The sequence below is a fragment of the Dehalococcoidales bacterium genome (genome assembly GCA_028716225.1).
GTDB lineage: Bacteria > Chloroflexota > Dehalococcoidia > Dehalococcoidales > UBA5760 > UBA5760.
Genome location: JAQUQE010000022.1, coordinates 1 through 21,970, shown reverse-complemented (window position 1 = coordinate 21,970; position 21,970 = coordinate 1). Strand labels below are relative to the sequence as shown.

General features: G+C 53.6%; 23 protein-coding genes. 9 read left to right on the top strand and 14 right to left on the bottom strand.

Annotation, left to right across the window (positions count from 1 at the left end; genetic code table 11):
• Positions 1–15 precede the first annotated feature (15 nt).
• Entirely contained in the window at positions 16–804 is a 789-nt protein-coding gene (locus PHI12_10240) for a slipin family protein (GenBank protein ID MDD5511173.1), read from the top strand.
• 50 nt (positions 805–854) lie between these two features.
• Here the strand turns inward: PHI12_10240 and PHI12_10235 are convergent, their stop codons facing one another.
• A complete protein-coding gene (locus tag PHI12_10235) occupies positions 855–1,658 on the bottom strand; it encodes a biotin--[acetyl-CoA-carboxylase] ligase (protein MDD5511172.1) in 804 nt (267 codons plus the stop codon).
• Between the two features lie 148 nt (positions 1,659–1,806).
• On the opposite strand from PHI12_10235, the gene PHI12_10230 reads away from it, so the two are divergent.
• The 7 genes from PHI12_10230 to mtnP are packed head-to-tail and all read left to right on the top strand — an operon-like array spanning position 1,807 to position 8,788.
• Complete coding sequence (locus tag PHI12_10230; protein MDD5511171.1) at positions 1,807–3,183, top strand: TldD/PmbA family protein; 1,377 nt, start codon at positions 1,807–1,809, stop codon at positions 3,181–3,183.
• Complete coding sequence (locus PHI12_10225; GenBank protein ID MDD5511170.1) at positions 3,184–4,488, top strand: TldD/PmbA family protein; 1,305 nt, start codon at positions 3,184–3,186, stop codon at positions 4,486–4,488.
• Entirely contained in the window at positions 4,485–5,306 is an 822-nt protein-coding gene (locus tag PHI12_10220) for a PAC2 family protein (GenBank protein ID MDD5511169.1), read from the top strand. The genes PHI12_10225 and PHI12_10220 overlap by 4 nt, the downstream gene beginning before the upstream one ends.
• An 18-nt stretch (positions 5,307–5,324) precedes the next feature.
• Positions 5,325–6,245 (top strand): HEAT repeat domain-containing protein, encoded by a 921-nt coding sequence (locus PHI12_10215; GenBank protein MDD5511168.1) that lies wholly within the window; start codon positions 5,325–5,327, stop codon positions 6,243–6,245.
• A 23-nt stretch (positions 6,246–6,268) separates the two neighbouring features.
• The gene (locus PHI12_10210) at positions 6,269–6,796 is read left to right on the top strand and encodes a GNAT family N-acetyltransferase (GenBank protein ID MDD5511167.1); all 528 of its coding nucleotides are present in this window, start codon (positions 6,269–6,271) and stop codon (positions 6,794–6,796) included.
• A complete protein-coding gene (gene mtnA, locus PHI12_10205) occupies positions 6,778–7,875 on the top strand; it encodes an S-methyl-5-thioribose-1-phosphate isomerase (protein ID MDD5511166.1) in 1,098 nt (365 codons plus the stop codon). Before PHI12_10210 ends, mtnA begins: the two co-directional genes overlap by 19 nt.
• Before the next feature lie 40 nt (positions 7,876–7,915).
• A complete protein-coding gene (mtnP, locus tag PHI12_10200) occupies positions 7,916–8,788 on the top strand; it encodes an S-methyl-5'-thioadenosine phosphorylase (protein ID MDD5511165.1) in 873 nt (290 codons plus the stop codon).
• Between the two features lie 18 nt (positions 8,789–8,806).
• Here the strand turns inward: mtnP and PHI12_10195 are convergent, their stop codons facing one another.
• The 12 genes from PHI12_10195 to PHI12_10140 all read right to left on the bottom strand — a co-directional run bounded on the left by PHI12_10195 (position 8,807) and on the right by PHI12_10140 (position 20,179).
• Entirely contained in the window at positions 8,807–9,727 is a 921-nt protein-coding gene (locus PHI12_10195) for an amidohydrolase family protein (protein MDD5511164.1), read from the bottom strand.
• The gene (locus PHI12_10190) at positions 9,724–10,497 is read right to left on the bottom strand and encodes an SDR family NAD(P)-dependent oxidoreductase (protein ID MDD5511163.1); all 774 of its coding nucleotides are present in this window, start codon (positions 10,495–10,497) and stop codon (positions 9,724–9,726) included. Before PHI12_10190 ends, PHI12_10195 begins: the two co-directional genes overlap by 4 nt.
• Positions 10,498–10,500: 3 nt before the next feature.
• Entirely contained in the window at positions 10,501–10,941 is a 441-nt protein-coding gene (locus PHI12_10185) for an SRPBCC family protein (GenBank protein MDD5511162.1), read from the bottom strand.
• A 14-nt stretch (positions 10,942–10,955) separates the two neighbouring features.
• Positions 10,956–11,759 (bottom strand): cyclase family protein, encoded by an 804-nt coding sequence (locus tag PHI12_10180; protein ID MDD5511161.1) that lies wholly within the window; start codon positions 11,757–11,759, stop codon positions 10,956–10,958.
• Positions 11,759–11,995 (bottom strand): acyl carrier protein, encoded by a 237-nt coding sequence (locus tag PHI12_10175; GenBank protein ID MDD5511160.1) that lies wholly within the window; start codon positions 11,993–11,995, stop codon positions 11,759–11,761. Before PHI12_10175 ends, PHI12_10180 begins: the two co-directional genes overlap by 1 nt.
• Positions 11,996–12,000: 5 nt before the next feature.
• Positions 12,001–13,203: a beta-ketoacyl-[acyl-carrier-protein] synthase family protein gene (locus tag PHI12_10170; protein MDD5511159.1), complete on the bottom strand. Its 1,203-nt coding sequence runs from the start codon at positions 13,201–13,203 to the stop codon at positions 12,001–12,003.
• A 5-nt stretch (positions 13,204–13,208) separates the two neighbouring features.
• Positions 13,209–14,474 (bottom strand): beta-ketoacyl-[acyl-carrier-protein] synthase family protein, encoded by a 1,266-nt coding sequence (locus PHI12_10165; GenBank protein MDD5511158.1) that lies wholly within the window; start codon positions 14,472–14,474, stop codon positions 13,209–13,211.
• A complete protein-coding gene (locus PHI12_10160; protein ID MDD5511157.1) occupies positions 14,471–15,103 on the bottom strand; it encodes a TIGR04076 family protein in 633 nt (210 codons plus the stop codon). The genes PHI12_10165 and PHI12_10160 overlap by 4 nt, the downstream gene beginning before the upstream one ends.
• A gap of 2 nt (positions 15,104–15,105) precedes the next feature.
• Positions 15,106–16,101, bottom strand: a complete 996-nt coding sequence (locus PHI12_10155; GenBank protein ID MDD5511156.1) for a 2-dehydropantoate 2-reductase — start codon at positions 16,099–16,101, stop codon at positions 15,106–15,108.
• Complete coding sequence (locus PHI12_10150; protein MDD5511155.1) at positions 16,098–17,960, bottom strand: aldehyde ferredoxin oxidoreductase family protein; 1,863 nt, start codon at positions 17,958–17,960, stop codon at positions 16,098–16,100. Before PHI12_10150 ends, PHI12_10155 begins: the two co-directional genes overlap by 4 nt.
• A gap of 73 nt (positions 17,961–18,033) precedes the next feature.
• On the bottom strand, positions 18,034–18,903 hold the full coding sequence (locus tag PHI12_10145; GenBank protein MDD5511154.1) for a DegV family protein: 870 nt from the start codon (positions 18,901–18,903) through the stop codon (positions 18,034–18,036).
• Positions 18,904–18,952: 49 nt separating this feature from the next.
• On the bottom strand, positions 18,953–20,179 hold the full coding sequence (locus PHI12_10140; GenBank protein ID MDD5511153.1) for a beta-ketoacyl-ACP synthase II: 1,227 nt from the start codon (positions 20,177–20,179) through the stop codon (positions 18,953–18,955).
• 460 nt (positions 20,180–20,639) lie between these two features.
• Here PHI12_10140 and PHI12_10135 point away from each other — a divergent pair, with 460 nt between their 5' ends.
• Positions 20,640–21,350 carry a glycerol-3-phosphate acyltransferase gene (locus PHI12_10135; protein ID MDD5511152.1) on the top strand — a complete coding sequence of 237 codons (711 nt, stop codon included), beginning with the start codon at positions 20,640–20,642 and terminating at the stop codon, positions 21,348–21,350.
• A gap of 249 nt (positions 21,351–21,599) precedes the next feature.
• On the opposite strand, the gene PHI12_10130 is transcribed toward PHI12_10135, so the two are convergent.
• Positions 21,600–21,970: hypothetical protein (locus tag PHI12_10130; protein MDD5511151.1), on the bottom strand; the 371-nt coding region annotated here is incomplete at its 5' end.

Genomic DNA, 21,970 nt, shown 5'->3' with positions numbered 1-21,970 from the left:
AAGGAGGTTTGATTAATGAGTAGTACTGTAATCGCTATAATCGTTGTGGCCGCTATACTCTGCGCCATATTCCTCCCGGCGGCAATAAAGATTCTTCGGGAATATGAGAGAGGCGTTATCTTCCGCCTGGGAAGGCTGACCGGCACTAAAGGTCCGGGTATTTTTGTCATCATTCCCTTCGTGGACCGGATGGTTAAGGTAGACCTGCGGGTGATAACGATGGACGTCCCCTACCAAGAGGTAATCACCAGGGACAATGTTACGGTCAGGGTGAACGCCGTAGTCTACTTCAGGGTGATTGATCCGGAATCCTCGGTAATCAAGGTGCTTGACTTCATCAGGGCTACCTCACAGATATCCCAGACAACACTGCGGAGCGTACTCGGGCAATCGGAACTTGACGACCTGCTATCGCAACGGGAAAAACTGAACCAGATACTACAGAAAACGATTGATGAACAGACCGACCCGTGGGGGATTAAGGTTACCACGGTAGAGATTAAAGAGGTCGAACTTGCGGAAACGATGAAACGCTCGATGGCAGCTCAGGCTGAGGCAGAGAGAGACAGAAGAGCGAAAATCATCCACGCCGAGGGTGAGCTCCAGGCCTCGGAAAAGCTGGCACAGGCCGGTGCTATCATCGGCAGGGAACCCACTACCCTGCAACTCCGCTATCTGGAAACACTAACCGGGATAGCCGCCGAGAAGAACAGCACTATCATCTTCCCCATCCCGCTGGAATTCTTCAAGGCATTTCAGGGCCTGGCGAAAACCCTGGGCTCGGGAGACGAAGAAACCAAGTAGCCGGACATGGTGAAGTTCCCAAATCGAGAAGAGTAAAAGTCCTCCCTCTCTCAGCAGGGAGAGGGAGGATTACATCCCCGGTGACGTAAGGTAACATCACCGGCGACAATCTTACTCAGGCTACCATCGGGGTGACGGAGCAACAGGCTGCCATCTCTGTCCACCGATTCGGCGATACCATCGCACACAGCCCCACCCGGCTCCAGGTAGACCTCTTTCCCCAGGGTCATCAAGCTGTCCCGCCAGTCTTCGTAGACGGATCCCCCCGCCAGCAGAACCAGATATAAACTCTCCAACTCAATCAAAAGCCTTCTGGTTAGAGCCAGCAGTGAAACATCCCGTGCCAGCTCTTCGGAGAGACTGGTAGCGGTAGCTGCTATCTCCGGGAAGTCGGAGAGCCTCAGGTTAGCGTTCACTCCGATGCCAATAACGGCATAGTCCACCGTACTACCCCGCACTCTGCTTTCGATCAGAATACCGGATACTTTTTTGCCAGCCACCAGCACATCGTTAGGCCACTTAATCTGCGCCTCGAGCCCGGTAACCACCCTGATACTGCGAACCACCGCCAGAGAGGCGATCATAACAAGGGAAGACAAGTGGGCCAGGGCCGGATAGAGAATAATAGACAGGGCGATACTATCCTCAGGCGATAACCAGACGCGCTTCAGCCGCCCCTTGCCCGCTATTTGCTGCCGGGCGATGACAATCGTTCCTTCAGCAGCATACTTTTGCGCCTCCCGCTTCGCCGCTTCGTTTGTTGAAGACAGGCTGGGATAATAGACTACCCGTTGCCCGATGAAACGGGTATCCAGACTACCGGTAACGGAAGCCGGCGATAAATCATCTGCCATCTATTCTTACCCCCGGTGGGACTGCCCACAAACAACCTTAATATTACCACACCGCCCGAATTTCCCGCCTATCCTGAATTGACAACCAGTTCGGCGTATCAGTAAACTAACTTTAGTCCACGATTTTAACACTGCGGAGAAAATACTTATGCCAGACATTGAACAGGCCGCTCAACGGCTAGCTGAGATAATCAAAAGCCACCACGCCGACTACATCGAGGCCCGACTTGAGAAAAGCCGGAGCACCTATATTAAATACCGGGGTAAAGAACTGGAATCCATCGGTAAGACAAGCTCGGCGGGTGGAAACGTGCGGGCCCTGATAAAAGGCGGCTGGGGATTTGTCAGCTTCAACAGTCTTGACGACCTGTCAGAAAGGGTGGCGCTGGCTGTCAAGCAGGCTGAGCTTGCCGGTGGCGAGAAAAGCGAGCTGGCTCCGGTCGAACCTGTGGTAGATAAAGTACTTACCGAAGCGGATAGTAACCCGGCGGCCATCTCTCTGGAGAAAAAGAAACTGCTGCTGGATGAATATAATGAGATTATCTGGGCGGTCCCCAAAATCCAGACCTCGAATATCTCCTACGGAGATGGCTGCAAAAAGAGCATCTTCTTAAGCTCATCAGGCAGCTATATCGAGCAGGAAAGGGCGGATGTTACTCTACGCCTGGTAGCAGTAGCTACGGAAGGTAGTGATATCCAGCAGGTGGGACTTAGCCTGGGCAGCCGGGGAGATTTCGGAAAGGTAACCGGACTGCACCAGCAGGTAGAAGAGATGTCCCGAAACGCGGTGGGACTGTTATCCGCCCCACAGGTAAAGGGGAAAGAATATACGGTAGTCTTAGACCCGGTCCTGGCCGGAGTCTTTGTCCACGAGGCATTCGGCCATTTGTCAGAGGCCGACTTTGTCTACGAAAACAAACGCCTCGGCGAGATTATGACCCTGGGCAGAGAGTTTGGCAGTCCCGAGCTTAACATCGTTGACACGGCCACGATACCCGGGCTGCGCGGCAGCTACAGGTATGACGATGAAGGAGTGCCGGCAACGAAGACCTACCTCATCAGTGAGGGCAAACTGGTCGGCCGTCTTCATTCCCGGGAGACCGCCGCCAGGATGAAGGAGAAGCCTACCGGCAACGCCAGAGCGGTCAGCTACCGCTACCCGCCGATAGTCCGTATGACCAATACCTTCATCGAACCGGGTACAGCAACATTCGGCGACTTAATCGGCGACATCAAGGAAGGGTTATACGTCAAAAACTGGTATGGAGGCACAACCAGTATGGAGATGTTCACCTTTTCCTCCGGCGAAGCCTACAGGATACGTAGCGGAAAAATCGCCGAGCAGGTAAGACCGGTGACACTTACCGGAAACGTGTTCAAGACACTGAAGAACATCGACGGCATCGGCAATGACCTTCATATGAACCAGGGCGGCGGCTGCGGCAAAGACGGGCAGATGCCCCTTCCTGTTTCCAACGGCAGCCCCCATATCAGAATTCGCCACTGCCTGGTAGGAGGCGGCTAAATGGAAAACATCCTGGCCCAGGCGAAGAAAACTGCCGAGGCAGCCGAAGTCTTCAGGGTAACTGCGGAGGAAACCCCGGTACAGTTTGAAGCTAACCGCCTGAAGCACATCCAGAGCAAGCAGAGCAGCTACACGGCTTTACGCATTATCAAAAATGGGAGAATAGGCTATGCCATCAGCACCGGGGCAAGCGATGTCCCGGAACTGGTCAGCACCGCGGTAGAAACAGCCGAATTCGGCATAAAGACCGGGTTTGAACTTCCCCCGCCGACGCCATACCCGGAGATTAAGGTCCTCGACCCTGCCGTAGCATCAGTATCACTGGATAAGATGATCGGACTCGGCGAAGAAATGATAGCCGCAGTCAGGGGGTACAACCGGGATATTCTATGCCAGGCTGAGGTAAACAAGGAGATAACGTCAGTCCGTATCATAAACTCCCGCGGCGGCGAGGTAAACTACAAACAGAGCACTTTTGCTCTCGGCATAGAAGGCCACCTGATCCGCGACACGGATATGCTCTTTGTCGGCGAAAGTGCCAGCTCGTGCCACCCCGTAAGCGAGACCAGGGGCATAACCGATGTCGTGCTCCGACAGCTTGAGTTAGCCAGGAATCAAGCCCGATTGGAAGGCAAAAGAATGCCGGTGATTTTTACCCCCAGCGGAGTGGCCAGCGCTATCATCCCGCCGCTGATGGCAGCCTTCAACGGCAAAATAGTCCTGGAGGGTGCTTCGCCGATAGGCAACAGGATCGGCGAGCCGGTCTTCGACAGCAAGCTTTCGTTACGCGACGACCCCACCGTAGACTATCGTCCGGAAAGCCGTCCCGCCGATGATGAAGGCATACCCAGCCGGTACACCCCTCTCATCGAAGAAGGAAAAATAGCTAACTTCATCTACGACCTGCAAACAGCCGCCCTCGCCGGCACACGGAGCACGGGCAACGGCAACAGAAACAGCAGCGGGATGCTCGCTCCGGCCCCCACCTCCTTCATCATCACCCCGGGCAAGACTACCTTCGAAGAGATGGTAAACGACGTCAAGGAAGGACTGGTCATCGAGTACCTTATGGGAGCGGCACAGGGCAACATTTTGAGCGGTGATTTCAGTGGTAACGTCCTGCTTGGCTACAAGATAGAAAATGGTAAAATAGTAGGTAGGGTCAAGGATACTATGGTGTCGGGAAACGTCTACCATCTGCTCAAGGAGATTACCGCCGTTGGCAGCGATGCCAAGTGGGAAGGCGGCTCGATTTACACCCCTTCTTTGTATTGCCCCGTTGTGTCGGTAGCAGTCAAAAAATGAAAAGCGAGAGGCATGATGGAATGAAAAAGCTGGTCAAGATTTATGCCCGTCCCAAACTGAGCTCGCCGGTGATGCTGGCTGCCTGGCCCGGTATCGGCAACGTAGCCACTATCGCAGCGACCTATTTAGCTAAGAAGCTCCCCTTCAAGAGACTTGGTGAGATTGAGTCTTCCTACTTCTTCGATCCCATCGGAATAGTGGTCCGGGACCACGTCGTTGAGGCACCGCAGTTCCCTCAGAACAGGTTCTACTATTGGAAGAACAAGGAGGGAATGAGCGACCTGATACTATTCATCGGCGAAGACCAGCCCGCCTCTAAAGGATATGAGCTGGCTAACTGTGTCCTTGATGTCGGGATAAGATTTCTGGCCCAGCGAGTCTATACCCTCGCCGCAGCATTGACGCGTATTCATCATACCGAGCAGCCCAAGGTCTGGGGAGTAGGTACCAACCAGAAGTTGACCGAAGACCTGAAGAAATATGACCTGGTGCAAAAGGGCAACCTGCAAATTGCCGGACTCAACGGTCTGATGCTGGGAGTAGCGAAGGAGAGAGACATTGACGGGATATGCCTGCTGGGTGAGGTCCCGATGTATGCTACCAGAATACAAAATCCGATGGCCGCCCTGGTGATACTCAAAGTCCTTGTTAGAATACTGAACATTGAAATCGACCTGACCGAGCTAACGCAGCTGGCGATAGAAACAAGAGAGGGCATGAAGCAAGCTGCGGCCGAGGCTATGGGTGAATACATAGACCACTTCACCGAGCCGATCTGGGAAAGCGGGGAGGAGGAAGAGGAGGAAGAGGAAGAATGAAGAGAACAGGTACCTGCCATGCTATCACCTATTGAGGAAATAATTACCCAACTGGCTGACAGCAGCAAACCGCTGCTTAACTCAAGCCTGGCCGACCTATCCAACATAACCACGGAAAAGCTAAATTTCCTGAAAGAGGTATGGCCAGCGATTGAGTCGCAACGGCGGCGGCAGATTGTATCCCGGCTGGTTGAGCTTGCCGAGGATAACTTTGAGCTTGATTTTGACAGTATCTTCAAGAACTGCCTGAGCGATCAGGACGCCGAGGTGCGGAGCAAGGCAATCGAAGGCCTCTGGGAAAACGAGGAGCCCTCGCTGATACACACCCTGATTGCTATAATGGAGCAGGACAATTCAAAGCTGGTCCAGGCAGCGGCAGCAACAGGACTGGGTAAATTTACCACACTGGCCGAACAGCAAAAGCTGCGCCCTGCTTACACATCGAAGATATACCGTGCTTTACTCGCCGTGATAGACGATAGAAACAAACCGGTAGAAGTAAGACGCCGGGCCCTGGAAGCGATCGCCCCACTGGACTCACCTGAAGTAGAGAAAGCCATCGGGGAAGCCTACCGGAGCAGCAACCGCACCCTCAGAATCAGCGCGATATATGCGATGGGGAGGAACGGCAACCCTTCCTGGCTGTCCATAATACTGGACGAGGCGGGTAGTCCCGACGCCGAGATACGCTACGAGGTGGCCCGGGCCTGCGGCGAGCTGGGTGAGGAGGAGGCAGTTCCCTATTTGATCAACCTTGCCGCCGATCCCGACATTGAAATCCAGCTGGCCGCTATCGAGGCCCTGGGGCAGACAGGCGGTACCGAGGCAAAGAACTTCCTGGAACAATGCCTGGATGCCTCCAACGAGGTAGTCCAGCAAGCGGCGGAGCAGGCCCTGAACGAGCTGCAGGCAGAAGGAGAGGACTCACCCCCGTTCTGAGAACGGGGCCCTTCGGGAGTAGTATGACCAACAGTAAAAAGGTCAGGATTCGTAAGAGAAAACTGGCTGACGCCTTGGATAACTATATCTGGCAGACCGACCCCGATCTGGCACGGCTCAATGCAATCCCGGTGCAAGAGGTGCAAGAAACGACCTTCGACCGATATCTGGCAGGCTACTGGAATGAGATACGCCATCCATCCCCGGATAAACACGTGTTTGCCATCGAAACGCTGGCCGGTAGTCACATCGGCACCTGCTCCTGTTATAACATCGACGAAACCAGTGGCGAAGGAGAACTGGGGATTATGATTGGCAACCGCAGCTGCCGGGACAAGGGCTACGGTGCCGATACCGTTACCACGCTGCTTAACCACATCTACCGGGCCACCAAACTAAACCGCATCTACCTGAAGACCCTCTACTCAAACCACCAGGCACAGCGCTGCTTTGAGAAATGCGGGTTCACCCCCTGCGGACACCTCTCCAGAGACGGCTGCCGCTTTATCCTCATGGAGATATCCCGCCAGCGTTGGCAGGAACGGCAGTAAGAAAACTTGCTTCGGCAAAGGAAGTTCACGAGAAGGTCAGAATGAAAGAAACAGGCTACCAGCCTATAGAATGGCTGGGGAAAAAAATAAAACTCCTTGACCAGACCAGGCTCCCCCGGGAAGAGGTATACCTGGAGCTTGGTGATTATCAAGAGGTCGCCGCAGCGATTAAGGAAATGAGAATCAGGGGGGCGCCGGCAATCGGAGTGGCCGGAGCCTACGGAATAGCCCTGGGCGCTCTGCAGATAGAGGACACGTCCAGAGACAATTTCCTGCTCGAGCTCAAGGACATTACCCAAACCCTGGCCGCCACCAGACCCACGGCAAGAAACCTATTTATGGCTATCGAACGTATGCAACGGGCAGCCGAAGCCGGCGGGGATACGGCACAGATGAAAAAGGCTCTGGTTAACGAAGCAGTCAGAATACACTGGGGAGAGATTGAGGCCACCGAAAAACTGGCCCGCTTCGGCGCCGGATTAATCAAGGACGGCGCTACCATCCTGACCCACTGTAATACCGGCCCCCTGGCAACCACCGGCTATGGCACCGCCCTCGGCATAATCAGAAAGGCGAAAGAGCAGGGCAAGAAGATCGAGGTACTCGCCGACGAGACCCGTCCCCTGCTGCAGGGGGCACGCCTCACCGCCTGGGAGTTGAAGCAGGCCGGCATCTCCTTCACCCTGATCACCGACTCTATGGCAGGGTACTTTCTCAACCGGGGGAAGATCGACTGCGTCATCATCGGCGCCGACCGCATTACCGCCAACGGGGATACCGCCAACAAGATCGGCAGCTACAGCCTGGCCGTGCTTGCGATGGAAAACGGAGTCCCGTTCTACGTCGCCGCACCGGTAAGCACCATCGACCTTTCCCTGGCCTGCGGTAACGAAATCCCCATCGAGGAGAGAGACCCCGACGAGGTAACCCACCTCCAGGGAGTAAGCACCGCTCCGGAGGGCACCGTGGCGGCCAACCCCGCCTTCGACGTCACCCCCCACTACTACATCACGGCCATCATCACGGAAAAGGGCGTCATCAAAGAGCCCTATATCGAGAGGCTGAGGGGAATAGTTTGATAGAACACAGCAATAGAAAAATAGTGGAAGGAGAAAGCTGATGCCGGAGGCGAAAATCGGAGTAATCGGGGGCAGCGGGCTCTATCATATCAAAGGGCTGTCCGATATCACAGAGGTTGATATTGAGACACCATTCGGCAGGCCGAGTGACACCATCACCACCGGGCATCTGGAAGGGGCTGCGGTTGCCTTCCTGCCCCGCCACGGCAAGGGGCACCACCTCTCCCCCGGCGAGATACCCTACCGGGCCAATATCTACGCCCTGAAATCGCTGGGAGTGGAGTGGATAGTCTCGGTGAATGCTGCCGGCAGCCTCAAGGAGGAGTTCAAACCCGGCGAGCTGGTCATCCCCGACCAGCTTATCAACCGCACCCGCAACCGGGCAAGCTCCTTCTTCAGTGGCGGCATCGTCGCCCACATCATCTTCGCCGAGCCCTTCTGCCCGGTACTGAGCCATCTTCTTTACCGGACAGCACAGGAGGCCGGGGCTGCCGTCCACCGGGGCGGGACCTACCTGGCGATGGAGGGCCCGGCCTTCTCCACCAGAGCTGAGTCAAACCTCTACCGCTCCTGGGGAGGCGATATCATCGGCATGACCGCCTCACCCGAAGCCAAGCTGGCCCGAGAAGCCGAAATATGCTACGCCGCTATCGTCAGCATCACCGACTACGACTGCTGGCAGAAACACGACGAGCCGACCCCGATCGATGTCATCATAGAGACACTGAAGCAGAACAACGACAGGATCAGGGAAATCATCAGAGTAACCGCCGCCAGGATACCGCACGAACGCCGCTGCGACTGCGCCACCGCCCTGGAGACAGCGATTGTCACCGATCCCGCCTCGATACCGCCCGAACAGAAGGAAAAACTTAAGCTGCTGGTAGATAAATACCTGAGTAAGGGCAGCTAGTCCAGCCTGATATCGCCCTCAGGTGATTGCCCCGGCCAGCACCCGCTCCATGTTTGCCCCCATTATCTTCGCCTTTTCCCGGGCAGGAATATCGAGTTTCTCGATGGCGCTGATCGAGGCCGGTATGTCGGGGTTACCCGGGTAGTCGCTGCCCCACAGAATATGCTCCGCACCCACCATCTCCAGGGTACACATGAGAGCATGGCTGGAGGTAACGCCGCTGGTATCCACATATATCCGCCTCAGATACTCGCTGGGCAGGGCAAAGAGGTCCTTAACGATATCTCTGCCTCTGAGCATCCGGTATATGCTGTCGAACCTTTCCTTGATGAAGGGGGCGACTCCCCCGAAATGAGCAAAGATAAATTTGAGGTCGGGGAACCGCTTGAGCGTACCCGCCATAATCAGCTTGCCGATGCAGATGGTAGTATCGAAGACGAACTCGATGGCAGGAGTAAGCAGGGGATCCTTTATCCGCTCGTAGCCTATCGGATTTATCGTCTGGGGATGCACAAAGATGGGGATATTAAGCGACTCCGCCTCCTCATAGAGTCGGCAAAACCGCTGATCATCCAGGTATATGCCGTCAAAGCTGGTCGCCAGGGAAAGGGCCCTGAACCCCAGGCTCTTGGTTACCCGCTCGAACTCTCTGGCCATCTCTTCCGGCTCATCGACCGGCAGGATGGCCGCTCCGGCGAACCGCTCCGGGTATCTTCCCACCACCCCGGCTATGCGGTCATTGTAGAGCCGGGCGACCTCTCCCAGTCCCCCCATCTTCCGGTAGGCATCGTTGGTCGGATAGACGATGAGGGTCTTATCGATGTGGAATTTGTCCATGACCTCAAGCTGACCCTCTATACTACCCCAGGCGGCAGAGTAAAAGTGGGCATTTTCGATAATCTCCCCGGGCAGCCAGTGAATATGCGCATCAAACATCATTCTTTGGGATGATCCTGTCGGTATGGAATTACCGGACTCGTCCAGGGGGTGCGCTGGTTGATAACCGAAATCTCCAGAGGACAGACATTGGCCGGTACGGAGAGAGCAAACTTGACGGCATCCTCTATCACCCCGGTCTGCATCAGACGCGAACGGTCCACTGAAATCTCGGCAAGCCCTCCGGTCAGGGCGGTATCGGTCACCCCGGGCATAATCGAGGTTACCTTGATACCCTGGTCCCTCAACTCCCAGAAAAGCCCCTTGCTAAAAGCATTCAGCGCCCGCTTCAGAGAGGAATAAACGATAAAGTTTCTCGGCGGCGGGTCTACCAGGGTTGAGCCGGAGGTAATATTGATAACGGCGCCGTTCTTGTTTTCGATAAAGTGGTTGATCATGAGGCGGGTCAGCATCACCGCCCCGAAGTAATTGGTATACATCAGCCTGGCGATGTCTTCGAGCGGCTGCTCCTGAAAGGGGTACTGGCTGCTTACCCCGGCGCTGTTGATCAAGGCATCTATCTTCTTGAACTCCCTGATAGCGGTAGCGGCCAGATTCTCCAGGTCGTCCTGCCGGGTAACATCACAGGCTACCGGAACTACCCGCACTTTATATTTACGGGACAGCCCTGCGGCGGTCTCTTCGAGCACTGACCGGCCGCGTGCGGCAAGCACCAGGTCCATCCCCTCTTTTGCCAACGCCACCCCCAGCGCTCCGCCGATGCCCCGGCTCGCCCCGGTAACGATAGCCGTCTTACCCTTCAGCTCGCTCATCTCTTACCCCCCTGATTCTTTCTCTATCACACTCTTAAATATCTGCAGGTTATCCCGGGAATGCTTGTTGATGAAGCCTTCAACCTGTTCGTCGTTAAACTTGGCTCCGTCCGCCATGGTGAAATCCTGCACCCAGGTCAGCTTTACCCCTGCCGGGGTAGGAGTATAGAGCCAGATAATCTTCATATACTTGAAAGGGAATGCCGGCTCCATCTTCTGGGCATAGGTAAAGTAATAATCCTTAAAGAGGAGACGAAAGGACTGCCAGGAATTACCTTCATTATCGGCCAACTGGAAGGTGATTTTGTTCCCCTCCCGTTTCAGCACCTTGGCCTCTTTGTACTCACCGCCGAACAGCTCCGTCCACCGCCCGATATCGTTAGAGATATCGAAGACCCGCTCGTAAGGCGCCTCAATCAGAATAGAGTTTACCGTATGTCCCATTCTTGCCTCCTTTTTTATTCAATAATGGCGACCGCTCTTACCGCAGCGGCACCCACCCCTTTTATCTTTATCGGGAAACAGGCCAGCCGGAAACCATACGAGGGAATCTTATCCAGGTTGGCCAGCCTCTCAATATGACAGTACTCCTTTTCCCTGCCGTAGAAGTGGGCCGGCCAGAGGTAAGAATTGTCCTTCGTCTTTAGAAAATCGGCCACCATCCTGTTGAGCGGACGGTCAAAGCTAAAGGTATCAATCCCGACCACCTTTACCTTGAAGTCCAGAATATAGGCAAGCGCCTCCCGGCTCACCCCGACAAAATGGGAGTAGTATTCCCGAGTTCCCCATAACTTATCACCGCCGGTACGGATAAGGACGATATCCATGGGCTTTATCTCATACCGAATGCTGTCGAGTGCTCGCTCTAAATCCTCCCTGACAATAAGCCCTCCCGGCTCTTTTTGAGAACAGTCCAGGACGACGCCGTTCCCATAGCACCACTCAACGGGTATGTCCTCTATCTTCTTGGCCTCTTTTCCTTCCGAAATAGGCCCGAAATGATAGGGCGCATCAAGGTGAGTGCCGCTATGGACCGCCGCCCTGACCCACTCCAGGGACAGGAAGGCGCCGTCCCTGAAGGAATTACGCGTAATCCGCTCCCGTCCCGTAATATAGCCCAGAATTCCTCTTATCCCGTGAGACTTCGCCCAAATCCGGCCGAAACGGTCTCCGCCATCCCTGTGTCCCCACCTCTTTATCTTTACCGGGTGGGGCTCAAAAACACCGTCATCGATGGGGAGACTCAGGTCAATAACTCTCATTATCCCAGCTTCTCTCCAACGGTCTTGAACAGGTCGCCGACGCAATTCCTGTTGGTAATCTCACCATCCTTAAGATGGATATTGAACTCTTTTTCTAAAGCCACCACCAGCTCCACCATCTCCGTTGAGTCCATCTTAAGATCATCCCTCAGGTTAACCTGCGGAGTAATCTCGGCAGGACTCAGGTCAAGGAACCTGGCGAAAAAACCCTTCACCCTTTCTTCGATATTCGCCATAACCGCTAACTCCTTTCTACAGCCAGGACGGCATTTATGCCTCCGCGACCGCGCGAGATGACAATGGCACGATTAACCTCTTTAGACCTACATTTATTCGGCACATAGTCCAGATTGCACTCCGGGTCCTCTGTCCGGTAGTTTATCGTGGGCAGAATAACCCCCTCCTGCATAGTCAGCAGAGTACCGACCAGGTCAACGGCACCGGATGCCCCCAGCAGGTGTCCGAACATGGACTTCGGGGCGCTGACCGGTATTTCCGCCGCATAACTGCCGAATACCGCCTTGATTGCTCTTGTTTCGCTGACATCCCCCAGTTCGGTTGCCGCACCGTCAGCACAGATGTAATCAATATCACCGGGCTGATAACCGGCACCGTCCAGGGCAGCCTTTATCGCCCTGGCCAGCCCTCTACCATCCTGATCCGGCGTGATACGGTGAGTGCCGTCGCAGGAAGTTCCGAAGCCGGTAATCGACCCGTAGACAGTCGCTCCCCTGCTTCGAGCGGAATCCATATCCTCCAGGGTTACGATTGCCGCCCCTTCACCGATAACAAAACCATCCCTTTCCTTATCGAATGGTCGATAAGTACCTCCGGAAAGAGAGCCCTCCGTGGTGCAGCAGAGCAATGCGTAGGGAGTAACCGGTGCTTCGGTGCCTCCAGCCAGAGCAATGGCCGTTTTATTGTTTCTGATTTCCCTTAACGCACAGCCAATAGCCATCAAAGCTCCGGCCCGGTCGGCAACTACCGTCTTACTATACCCCTTGATGCCGTAACAAATAGAGATTTGGCCCTGGGGAGCCGCGGCAAACCAGGCGCTGGCGTTGTAAGGGCTTACCCCATTCCTGCCTTCCTGGTAGAGGTCACGCAGCTCTGTCTCCGCATAAAGCCACCCTCCCAGCGTATTACCCAGGAAGACGCCTACGCTGTAAGGGTCTTCTTTAGCCAAATCTATGCCGGCGTCTTTCAGGGCCTGCCCGGTAGCTACCAGAGCCATCACCGAGAATCGGTCCATCTTCTTCAAGAGACGGGGAGAAAGGTGACCCGTGTCCAGTTCTTTAACCTGCCCGGCCACCTGTGAAGGATATGCTGAAGCATCGAATCTGGTAATAGGGGAAATGAATGACTTCTCCTCCCTTATGTTCTGCCAGAATCCCTCCTTACCCACTCCGGGAGGGGCTACTATACCTAACCCGGTAACGGCCACTTTTTTCAATTAGAGTTCCACCTTCCCAGTATCATTGAAGAATGGACACCGGAAAAACCGCTGCTGGTCTTCAAGATGTAATCAACCCTTTTTTCACGAGCCTTGTTGGCAACATAGTCCAGATCGCAATCCGGGTCGGAAACTTCCTGGTTTATCGTTGGCGGCAGGATATCGGTCTCAAAGGTAAGGGCACCGGCAACAAGCTCGACGCTGTTGGCGGCCGCCAGGGGATGACCGATCATAGACTTGAGAGAGCTTATCGGAATCTGATAAGCTCTGCTGCCAAAGACCTTCTTATAGGCATTCGTTTCGAACACATCATTCTGCCTGGTGGAGCTCCCGTGGGCATTGATATACCCGATCTTCTCCGGGAGCAGCCCGGCATCGTTTAAGGCAAGCTTGATAGAAGGGACCATACTATCACCATCGGCAGGCAAGTCGGTCATATGGTAAGCATTGCAACAGGTGCCGAAACCTTTGATTTCACAGTAGATACGAGCGCCGCGGCCCAGGGCGTGGCCCAGCTCCTCCAGAACCAGAATGCCGCACCCTTCAGAGAGGACAAACCCATCCCTCTCCTTATCGAAGGGCCGGGAAGCCTTTTCCGGCTCACCGTTTCTCGCTGAGATTACATTCAAGACATCGAAGGAAGCAAAGGTTATCGGACAGAGAGGCGCCTCGGCGGCACCGGTAATCATGACATCGGCCAACCCATCCTGGATAACTTCATAGGCAAAACCCACGGCATCGGTACCGGCAGTACAACCGGTAGATACGGTGGCACAAATGCTCTTTAATTGATAGCGTGCCGCTATTTCACTGGAAGGGGTATTGAACATGGAGGCATCATAAAGATGCGGCCTTACCTTTTTGGGATCGATAGGATCTTTGCCACCGTTGGTCACCCTCAAGAACTCTTCGTCCATATATCTCGTGCCGCAGATAGCATTAGCGAGACAGATCCCCGTCCTCTCTCTTATCTCATCACCGAAAACAAACCTGGCATCAGCTACGGCAGCCTCCGCCCCAGCCACGGCAAACTGTACATAGCGGTCCATCCTCTCCACCTCCTCCCCGCTGAGGCCGAAGGCAAAGGGATCGAAGTCAACCACCTGAGCGGCTATCTGAGAGCGGAATTGCGAGACATCATAATCGGTAACCCGCCTTACCCCCGACTTGCCGGTGACCGTATTTTTCCAGAAAGCCTCTTTACCAATGCCGTTAGGAGAAATAACCCCCAGACCGGTAACCACCACACGTCTCTTAATCACTGGACCCTCCTTACCTTAAACCTGATTATTCCCCCATCGGGGCAGGTCACGCGCAGGTTAGTATTCTTATCCTCTGAGAAGGAAAATTTAGCCCCCATATTAAGGGCGAAAAGGACGGGAAAGAGGGCATTATAGGCAGCCCCGCAAAAACCCTGGGGGGTCCTGAGTCCGGTTACCTCGATAGTGTCCCCCGGTTTGTAATCGTAGGCACAGTGCCCGTTTACCTCTTCCACACTGATAATCATCTTTTTCGGGCTCGGCCCGTGATGCTCTTTTTTCTCACCCTTTTCCACTTCTCCAGATTGAGTAAGCACCTGGGTAAAGAACTCGACCTTACCGCCGTCGGGACAGGTGGTATGAATAGAGCGGGGATTACCTTCAAATTGAAACTCCGCGCCGAAGGTCAGGGCATAAAGGCAAGGAAAAAGTACGGCGGCGGCACCCTGGCAAAAACCCCGGGGCGTCTTGGTGAAGTCTTCGAAGACAAAGGTATCACCCTCCTTGTAGCCCCTATAGCACTCCTCCTTGACCTTACTCACCGTAACCAAAAGAGGAACATCGTGAAAGTTCTTCCTGGTCTTTCCCGGGACTTCAGATGCCCCGGCTGATTTGGGTCTATCTTCTGCCATTCTTATCCCCCGATTTCATTTAGAATCTCTTCCGGCCTGAGAAACCTGCCGCTCTCCTCTACCCTGTGCACCATCTCGACCATCTTCTTATTCAGCGTCACATCCTCCCCTATCTTCTCCCCCAGACACACTATCTCCCCGTTAAAATAATCGATCTCGGAGGGTTTTCCCCTCTTGATGCTCTGTAAGATAGAGCCGAAGAGCGGCTCCCGGCTCAGATTGGTCATCGTTTTAGAAAATATCTCCCCCGCCTCCGCCAGCGGCATAGTAGTGAGTGCCCGCAGTCTTGCCACGGGGAAGTCCGGCAGTGACTCCAGTTCTATTCCCGCCCGGTCCACCGCCAACAGCGCCTCGCTCAAAAGACGGATGCTCAAACAGGAAATATCGGGATGGGAAAACGTTTCCTGCATACTCCTTCCGGTTAAGGCAGGTAGACAATTATTCAGGTTCAAGAAGAGTTTCAGCCATTTCATTCCTGTTATCCTGTCCGTGATGCGGACGTAGAAGGCACCAGCCAGCAGGTCACCTATACTGTCAATAACCCCGTTATTCGGCGCAAACGCCCTGCCGATTACCCAGTCCCCCTCAAAGTTATGCAGAATCCTGCCCGCCTCAAGGTAGGTTGACCCGAACATAACGATACTACTGACGATGTTCTCCTTGGGAATAAGTCCCCGAATGATTTCCTCCGCCCTCACGCCGTTCTGCACGGTAAGGAGAGGAGCACTCCCCAGGGCCTTAACATTCCCGCTCAGAGTCGAATTAATATCCTGTGTTTTAACCGTCAGAATAACCAGACCAAAGCCATTTTCAAGCCTATCGGTCACCTTCACCGGAACAACTGCGTTTCCTCTTACTCCATCGATGACAAGGCCGCCGTCCTGAATAACAGGGACATCACTCGCCCTGCCGACCAAAGTAACATCAACCCCCTCCCTGCTGAGATAGCCAGCTACTAACGCACCGATCGCCCCGGCACCAATAACAGCTATCTTCATCGGGCTAAACCCAAACGCTCTTTGGTTCCAGACAGCGGCACACCTTCGCTATCCCAACCGCGGAGCCGGTAATATTCATCGAGCATCCCCTCAAAAGCCGCCCTGTCCAGCTTCAAGTCCTTCTCTTCAGTCTTCAGCCCGTCCTGCCAGACCAAAGGCTCAAAATACCTCGGGGGAGGAAAGTCATCCTTCCTCTTTATTCCCTCCCTGACCAGAAACATCCTCTCCAGGTTGACAATCCTCTCTCCAACGGCAAAGATTTCCTCCGCCGTCAAATCAATACCCGTTGCACAGCGGACCAGCTCCGAGAAGAAGGCAAAATCAAGCAGCCCGGGCTGGCAATGAAAAGCAATCAGCTTACAGATTCCCAGAGCATCGAACAGGGAGAGGTATGTCTCCCACCACCAGATTACCCTACCCTTTCCCAGGTAGCTGCGGGGATTGGCAGAAACATCGCCGCCGTAGATACCCCTCAGGGTTTCTTCAGAAAGTCGATAGGACTCCCAGGTAGGCCGGCTCCTTAAATGGTCCGGCCCCCTCGAAGCGGTAGCATCGCCCAGGGCATAGGCAGGGAAATACCTCAAATCAGCAGGGTCGGTCTGCGGCAGATTCTTCGACCAGAGAAGATATCGGCCGGTTTCTTCACCGAAATACCTTACCGCCTCCCTAGCCCCGTCAGCGAGAATATTACCCAGACCTTTTCGGTGGGCAATCCGGTGAATCAGCTCGATGATAGCTTCCTCATTTCCCCAGTCGAGGCCGAGGCCATCGGTCACACTTTGATCCATAAGACCCCTCTTATATAGCTCGATTGTCCAGGCGATGAGATTAGCCGTCGAGCTGGAATCCAGACCGTAGCGATTTATCAGGTCATTGATGTAAAGAACCGTCTCCAACCGCTTTATGCCCACCACCGGGCCGAAGCTGGCTAGGATGGAATACTCCGGGCCTTCGCTCTCTATTTCACCGGCCCGGTACTTGTGGTGACAGGAGACCGGACAGGAATAGCAACCGGCCTTCCCGGTGTAGTATTTATCTTTCAGTATGTTGGGCGAAATATTCTCGCCTCCGGGGAATTTTGTCGAGAGACCGTTATACGACCGGCCCATGCCGATTCGCCGGTTGACCAGGATGTAGAGCAGAGACGAACCATATTCCCCCAGCAATTTGACTAGAGGCTCTTTTTTTAACCCCTGCTGAAACCCTCTCATTAACCTATCAAATCCAGCCTCATCCTCCGGCTTTACCGTCTCTTTCCCGTTTACCACGATTGCCTTTATCTTCTTAGACCCCATCAGGCAACCCATGCCCGTCCTGCCGGCAGTATTCTTCTTCCGGTTGATGATGCAGGCAAAACGCACCAGGTTTTCTCCGGCTACCCCGATCGAGATGGATTGACTAGAAGGGCCATAGCGCTCTGCCAAAATCGTATCGGTTTCCGTGGTAGACCTTCCCCACAGATCCCGAGCGTCTTCAATACTAATCCTTTCCTTATCCAGGTAGATATAGACCGGTTTCGAGGAGGCACCGGTAATAAAAAGGAAGTCGATACCAGTCCTCTTCATAAAAGCTCCGAAATACCCGCCGATATTGGAATCGCCCAGCAATCCTGATTCGGGAGACTTTCCCGAAATATTACACCTTGAAGCGCTTATCCCTTTCAGCCCGGTTACCATCCCCGGTCCGATAATAAGGGGATTCTGCGGAGACAGCGGGTGAGTTTCAGGGCCAACGCTGTGATAGAGCAGATAGACATTAATTCCGCGGCCGCCGAGAAATCTCCTGGTAATTTCTTCGGGGACCTCTTTAACCTCGACCTTCCTCATATCTAAATCCAGATAGGCAATTCTCTGCGGCAACACCATTTCCCCTGATCATAGATTTCTTTACATCTAATTAAGCCGCAGTAAAGTCCGGCCTCCAACTAGACAGCTAATCAATCTTGCTACAAAAACCGTAACCAATGAGCCCTTTACCGGTATGTATGGCAGCGCTTGCCGACTCCTCGGCAATCTCCAGCCAATCGAAGTCGAGCTCGGCGCGGAGCATTCCCCTGAGCTTCTCAGCACGCTCCAGAGCTCGAGTATGACCGATAACACCAACCAGTTTGCTACCCTGACCTTTTTCCCTGGTTATCTCAACAAGCTTCTCCATTATCTGGGCTACTGTCTTAGCCCTGGCAACCGGCCTTAACGCCCCACCGGTAGACGAGTCTACCTCGGTTATCGACCTGAAGCTGGTGGCCTGCTCGGCCTCGGCCCAGGTCTTGGCTTCAAATATCCTGCCACCCTCAGCCTGATAGAACAGGGTATCGCGGGCCAGAAAGAGCTTCATCTGCGGGATAATACTGGCAACCAGCTTCATAACGTCATCCATACTTTTACCCTGTGCCGCCGCACTGGCTGCCTGAATAGCAATCAGAGCGACACCGGTCCCCATGGTAAGCGAATCAACTATCTCAATCCTGGCGTTGGGCAACTTTTTTATGGCTAATTCCTTACCCTGCAAAGCAGCGTTGTGATGGCCGCTAAATACCGAGGACATGCTGATATGCAGGATGGCCTCGGTATTACGAGCCATGTCGATAAAAAACTGGGCAAACTCGGCGACATTAGCAGTTGAGGTTTTGGGCAGGTTTTCTTTCCCATCCAGGCGAGCATAGAGGTCATCCATATTTATTTCTGTGTCCAGATAGGTCTCGCCGTCAATGATGATAGGGACGGGGATCATGGTAAACCCGTAATTTTGGGCCGCTTCCGGAAGTATGGTACCCGAATCACTGCTGATAACTACCTTCTCCATATTGGCACCTCGCTTATTTTGTATTCCCTGTGTTAAGGTTATCTTGTTTCTATTCAGTAAATCTCTTGAGAACCAGGCAGCAATTCTGACCGCCGAGTCCGAAGCTGCTCTTCAAGCAGACATCTACCCGGGCTTTACGAGCCACATTGGGCACGTAGTCCAGGTCACACTCCGGATCAGGAGTCTCATAATGGATCGTCGGCGGGATGACACCGTTATTGATGGCCAGTACCGCACCAATAGCCTCAACAGCGCCGGCGGCGGTTACCATATGGCCAAACATAGACTTGAAAGAGCTTACCGGTATCTGGTAAGCCCTCTCAGCAAATACCATCTTGATAGCTTCAGTCTCACTGCGGTCATTCAGCTTGGTGCTGGTACCATGCGCGTTAATATAGTCCACCTCTTCCGGCCTTACCCCACCATTCTTAAGGGCACTTCGCATAGCGATAGCCTCTGTTTCCGGCTGGGGAGCAGTGGCATCATAAGCGTCAAACGACCAGCCGGCGCCGGCCACCTCAGCCAGAACCGGCACCCCCCGCTTCCGGGCATGCTCCAGGCTTTCTAAGACTAATACTCCAGCCCCCTCCCCATAAACAAAACCGTTGCGGTTAAGGTCAAAGGGCCGGCTGGCCTGATCCGGGTTCAGTTCTTTAGTCAACGCCCCCAGCAAGCTGATAGAAGCGATACCCAATTCACTAAGTGAAGCATCGGATGCCGCCGCGATCATCACATCGGCATAGCCGAACTGGATGAAGTTACGGGCAGTAGCTATGACATCGGTGCCGCTGGCGCAAAGGCTATTCACAGTGCTGTTGGGCCCTTTCGCCCCCATCAGCATTCCCACCTGGAGGGATACGGTACTGGGTCCTGCCTTGGTAAAAAGCAGGGGATCAACCCTCCTCGGCCCCCGTTGCTTAAGCCTCTCCCAGTCCTCGCCAACGTACTGGTATTCCAGCATATTGGCACCGATAACACCGACACGCTCCGGCTGCTCATCAGCCATATCCAATCCGGCTTGAGCCACAGCCTCTCTCAGCGCCGGCACAACAAGGTGAACACACCTCGGCGTGCGTTGCACCATCTTGGAATCGAGATGATCTGCCGGGTTGAAGCCTTTTACCTCGGCAGACAATTTTACCGGATAGTTGCTGGCATCGAAGTGACTGATAAAGTCCACCCCCGATTTCCCCTCTGCCAGACCTATCCAGTAACTATCAATACTCAATCCTATAGGGCAAACAACCCCCATCCCGGTAATAACTACTCGCTGCATATCAAACTACCTCTCCTTACACTGATAAATTAAGCGGCACTGGCAGGATGGATTTACAATATAGTAAGGTAATTATATATCCATTATTCATGAAGACCACGCCAAGACACAGACAAGCTGCCCTGCCAGCAACAACTTGCATGTTTACTAGTCCGACCACAGCAATAGAACATAAGGAAGGGACTCTCCATACCGAAAAAGTCTACCAATAATATTACTCAGAGTATACCATCCTGTCAATACTCTTAATCAACCTGAATAAAAGTCATCTTTCCCGCAGCGGAATTTACAACAGGGATATCTTATTGCTATGCTGGTCCTGACAGAAAGGTATCTTGTGATAAAGAGGCCCGTTCCAGGTAGTTACCCTGGCAGACCGGAGCATGCTGGAGGGTATAAATATCCTCAGACGATACCGGGGGGATAGGCAAAGTTTAAACCATAGGCCTTGATGATAACCATGAATCCTGCAGATATCGATAATAACACCTGGCTAGCCCTGATTGCAGTTCTCGCCTACCTGATAGGTTCATTCCCCACCGCCTATTTTGTTACCAGGAGAATGCTCGGTAAAGACATCAGGTTCGAGGGTTCCGGCAACGTGGGCAGCATGAACACCTACAGCCTGATAAAGAGCAATCGGTCGGGAAAACAGGCAGTACTGGCACTGGGGATAACCATGCTCACCGATTTGGGGAAGGGTGTACTGGCCATCTATGTCGTCAGGTGGCTGGCACTGCCAGGATATAACCTGACGGCGGCACTGATAATAGCCAGCACCTTTGTGATCCTGGGACACAATTACCTTTTCTGCTTTCGGTTCAAGCAAGGCGGAAGAGGAATAGCTTCCCTGATGGGGATACTGATCGCCTTGAATGCGTCGTCAATCCTGGTCTGGGGCGGCACCCTGCTCCTCTCCATTTTTTTAGCACAGCGTATACTGGTCGGGATAATAGGCCGGGAGAGCTTCGCCGGAGTGTTTTCTGTAATCGGCAGTCAGGTAATCGGTAGAATTTCAGGACTGGCCATTGCCCTGTTACCCCTCTATTTCCTCGACCGAGGGCTTTTCTTTCCGGTACTGGCAGCAACCGTGCTGATATTGATCAAACATACTGATATAATTAGGAAAATGGCCAGTAAATCAAAGCGAGTTCAAGCTCAGCACCACTAAACAAGGCTGTGGTGGAACCTCGGCTCATCAACTCAATTCTCCGTCCTATTTGAGACAATACCAAATATACTACTCTTACCAAGATAACACTGGACAACAAAGTAGCCACACACTATAATGGCTCCAGCGGGTGCAAGGGATAAAGTAGAACTAACGAGGAGGCAAAGAAGTGTTCTGAGGTTGCGGAAAACAATATACAGGGGGAGAGTATCTGTCCATCCCCACCAAAGTTTGGTGACAACAGACCGCTCAATACCATAGCCCGCAGACCTCAGCCGACTTCCAGGTAGCTTCAAGCATTCGCGCTCTTCGGATCCCCACCGGACCACCAATGGGTACGATACCTAGAACCGATAGTGTTTCTTGTCTCGAATTAGCCGGGGGCATAGGTAAGGTATAGTTTAAGGTTATCTGCCCATCGTCAACCTCTATGCTTTCAATAAACGACCTCAGGAAAGCCTTTCGCTCAAACAAGTTGCTATCTTCCAGGAAGTCCCTCAAGTCTTTAACGTTTTCCATTATTACCTGGGGATCTATAGGCTCCAAGCGATGTGTCAGGAGAGTATCTTCAACCTCGCATCGTGCCCTCTTCATCTCATCTATTCTATCCTGCACATCAG